The organism is Pseudomonadota bacterium (genome assembly GCA_030860485.1).
In the GTDB taxonomy this organism is placed as follows: Bacteria; Pseudomonadota; Gammaproteobacteria; order JACCXJ01; family JACCXJ01; genus JACCXJ01.
Map to the genome: position 1 here is coordinate 1 of JALZID010000039.1, position 3,848 is coordinate 3,848.

General features: G+C 64.7%; 2 protein-coding genes and 1 pseudogene. 1 reads left to right on the top strand and 2 read right to left on the bottom strand.

The genetic code is table 11. The features are described 5' to 3' along the window. Window positions 1-218: 218 nt before the first annotated feature. Window positions 219-426 (top strand): annotated as a pseudogene (locus M3461_01785) (heat-shock protein). Window positions 427-549: 123 nt separating this feature from the next. Here M3461_01785 and M3461_01790 read toward each other — a convergent pair. Both M3461_01790 and M3461_01795 read right to left on the bottom strand, forming a co-directional pair. Beyond that, window positions 550-2,022 (bottom strand): methyltransferase domain-containing protein, encoded by a 1,473-nt coding sequence (locus M3461_01790; GenBank protein ID MDQ3773183.1) that lies wholly within the window; start codon window positions 2,020-2,022, stop codon window positions 550-552. 1,441 nt (window positions 2,023-3,463) lie between these two features. After that, window positions 3,464-3,848, bottom strand: a 385-nt coding sequence (locus M3461_01795; protein MDQ3773184.1) for an alpha/beta hydrolase, incomplete at its 5' end; no start/stop codon positions are given.

The window sequence follows — 3,848 nt, forward strand, 5'->3', positions numbered from 1 at the left end:
TAAATAACTTGACAGATTCTCTGGCAATTGCTATGCTTACGGTCATGCCGAACACGAGGCTGTCGATCGAGTTGAAACGGCTGAACGGACGCAGCTCGAAAAGTGGGAGTCCTCACATGGGACCCCGAGGGAAAACAAGAAGGGATAATCTGTAAAGTTATTCAAGGGACACTACACTAAGCTGCGCGATGCACGCGATCGACGCCGACCTGCGCTGCATCGTCGACGCGGCTAGGGAAACGGTACGCCGCTCCGGCCTTGCGCCGCAGCGAATCGACGCGCTGTACTTCACCGGCGGCTCGACCGGCCTGGCCGCGCTGACCGAGCGGCTGGCGCGCTATTCCCGACCGCGCAGGTGGTGCGCGGCGAGCGGCTTCAAGCGTCGCGACCGGGCTCGGGCTGCACGCGGCGAGAATGTTCGGCTGAAGCCTTCAGATCGCGCCGGCGACGAATTCTCCCAGGTCGTCAAGGCGATGGCTCCAGAAGATCGCCATCGGCGTGTCCTGCGCGCCAGCGTCCACCGCTGCACGCCGCCAAACCAGGCGGTTGTCATTCGGCCGCGTCCAGCACGCAGGCCGGAACGCGCAGCCGCGCGACGTCGCTTGGCTCGAACTTCGCCAGGCCGCCGCCATAGACGCGGCCGCTGTACAGGTCGGTGCTCCTGTTCATGTGATCGAGGACGCGGCGCAGCCGGCTCGCGGTGATGGGCTCGCGCGGGTATAGCCCGTGCGCGATGTTGAGATAGCTCAGGCGTTGCGGGTTCGGCCGAAACACCGGCGGTCGGCGGCCCATGTAGCTGACGAAAGCGGCCGGCGGCTCACGCATGTCGAGTGCGAACCACGGCTTGCGATGCCGCGCGATGTAGCCCTGATCGGCACCGCGAGCTAGCGCCAACTCGATGAAATGCAACGCCGCTAAGCGCTGTTCGGTGCCGAGCTGGTCGAGATCGCGGGGCAGGTTGACGACCTTGCACGCCCGAATGCGCGCATCGGCGGCGAGCACACTGCCATTGATGATCTCGCGCGCCCGCGTGACGGCCGGTACGGTCAGTTCATTCGCAACGACGTCCGATTCGGACGGCAGCACCCAAACCTCGTTCCGCCCTGTGACCTGACCGCGGGTGATGCGAAACAATTCGCCGAGTTCGATGCCCTGCGCCGCCTCGAGCCGCCCCGGCTGGCACAGCGCGGACCAGCGCGAGCCGCTGCCCAGCGATTCGATCTCGCGGACGCGCTCGAAGCGGCGTTGCCTGATCAGCCCGAGTTGTACCGGACTGCTGCGCGCCATGCATTCCACCTCGACGACGACGGCCGACACCAACGCATCGGCAAAGACCGGTTCGTCGGCCGGCGCAAGCCACAGCGAGCGAAGCGGGGCGCCGCCCTCTGTCGTGATCAGCGCGCGCAGCGCCGACCCGTAGCCGTTGTCGAGCCACTCCGCAGCGGTAACGAAGCACAGTGCGTCGCCCGGACGCATCAGCTGGACGGCGCGCAGCATGAAGTGTGCGTGCAAGCCGGCCAATTGCGAGGCGCCGATGCCGCGTGCGGCCATGCCGTCGCGATACCACTGCTTCCACTGCGCTTCGATATCGTGATGGCGCACGTACGGCGGGTTGCCGAGCAACAGCATCCGCCCGTGCGACTCGAGCGGCGCCGAACGAAAGTCGGACTCGACGATGTCGATGCGCTGTTGCACGCCACCGTCGCGAATGCGTTGTCTCAGCAGCTTGACCATCCGCGCATCGTTTTCCACCGCGACGACCCGCGACGCAGGAAAGCGCCGCGCGGCGGCGATCGCGAAGCGTCCGCTGCCCGCACCGGCATCGACGATGGTGTCGAACGAGCCGCGAGCCTCGACGAGGCCGAGCATCCGATCGACCAGCCACGCTGGCGTCAGCGTGATACCGCTCGCGCGGCGCTGCCCGACCGACATCGTCGCGTAGTCGAGTTCGCCGGGCGCGTCGGCGTCCTCCGGCGACGCGAATAGCGCCGGTTGTCCGCGCCAGAACTGTCTTGCGTTCATCCCGCCAGCCGCTCGCGCAACGCGTCGATCGAAGAAGGATAGGAAGTTCAACGCTGGTTTGCAACAGGAAGGAGACAGGTACTGTTACTGTTGCATCGGACGAGCCGGCCGGTGATCCGGCGGCCCGCGCCGGGGGGCGGTAAGGAGCCGTTTGGGCCGATCCCGGCCGGGTTTCGGGTGGTTGTCGGGGTCTTAGCGTGACGGACAGGCGAGGGGCGGATGTCCAGACGCGAGCCCGCCGGTGCCGGTCAAGTCACGTTGGCCGGCAGAAAGGTCGGAGTGGAATGGTTGCCAACTCAGCCGCTGATTGAACTCATAGTCGGGTAGGGCGTAAAGCATCTACCCCTCTGGATTGGCCGGCGACGTCCTGTCGCTCCAACGCTGCGCGTTCGCTCAGGAGTCAGTGCCTTGGCGTGGTTCAAAGTCCTCCTCGAAGGGGGAGGTCCGCGGGCGGCCGGGGCGATGCGCGGAGGCTGGGTGGGCTCGCCGAGGTGGGCCAGGATACGGTGCATGGTACCCACGTCGGCGAAGGCAATGATTCTCATCGGCTCGCCGCAGCGGGAGCAGACGAGCGGGAAGACTTGATAGACACGGGCGACCAGCATCGCCCACCAAAAGGTTGACAGCCAGCGGGATTTCTCTGTCACCTCTTTGGTGGGCGCTGGGGCCGGCAGGCTCGGCCCCATAAGCGGTCTCTCCATCGGCAGCCCTGCGCGGGCGGTGACCGCCGCATGGGAGCGGAGCACTGGGGGCCAAGATCCCCATGTGAGCTCCGACGGTTCCGGCGTGGTGGCCGATGAGCGTCGCCAGTGCGGCGAATCTGGAGAGAGACAGCAGACCCGTGTTTGGAGGTTGGCGAATCCGGAGAAATGGAAAGCTGGGCGCTTCGGTCCTGAATGCACGGCGTAGAGCCCATAAGCTTCAGGCCACCGCATCCTGGGCCAACAAGACTTGATAGAGGACTTTTACCGGCGCGCCAGAGAACAGGGCCTGGAGGTGGACCACATCGTGCCGTTGAATTCCAAAGTACTGTGCGGCTTTCATTGGGAAGGCAATCTACAACTTCTCACTCACCTTTGGCATGAAACTAATCGAACGTTTAAACGCCTGTACCTAGCTAGAGGGGGTTGTCTACCGGGTGGAGAACACTCTTTATCGCGGCTTCTCAGACATTATCTTTTGCGTTGGGGGCGTGGCAGGCTGGATCGAAACCAAAGGGCACGGGGATAAGGAGCGGCCCTTGCAGACGACATTCCGCCGCAAGTGGTGCAAGGCCGGGGGGGGTTGAGCTGTGTGCTTATCAGCGGTGGGCAAGAGCTTGTGGTGCGAAGCGAAACGGGCACCAACATGTTTCCCTCTGTAGAGGACGCACTTACGCATATTGTTGAAGGGGATGCGTGGGAGTAGCTATCAAGCAAGGCGTGAGTCACGCTTGACCACGTCACGCAGTTAGTATTTTCCGCAGCCAGGCGCCAATATCGCCGATTTCCCGCGGGCAGACCGAGTGCGGCATCGGATACTGGTGCCACTCGATGGAATAGCCGAGCCCGACCAGAAAGGTCATCGAACCCGCCCCCATTGTCAGCGGCACGATCGGGTCGTAGAGGCCGTGGGCCATGAAGATGGGCGTTTCTTTGTTGGCCGCCGGCGCTTCCTGCGGCAGCGACTCCGCGAGCGGCAGGTAGCTCGACAGCGCCATCACGCCCGCGAGCGTATCGGGGTGGCGCAGCCCGGTCTGCAGCGCGATCGCGCCGCCCTGCGAGAATCCGGCGAGCACGATCCGCGACGCGGCGACCCCGCGCTTTCCTTCGCGATCGATCAGGGCG

Bases quoted from the DNA above. Each gene is read 5' to 3' on its own strand.
- M3461_01790 (MDQ3773183.1), bottom strand. From the start codon at position 2,022: ATGAACGCAAGACAGTTCTGGCGCGGACAACCGGCGCTATTCGCGTCG.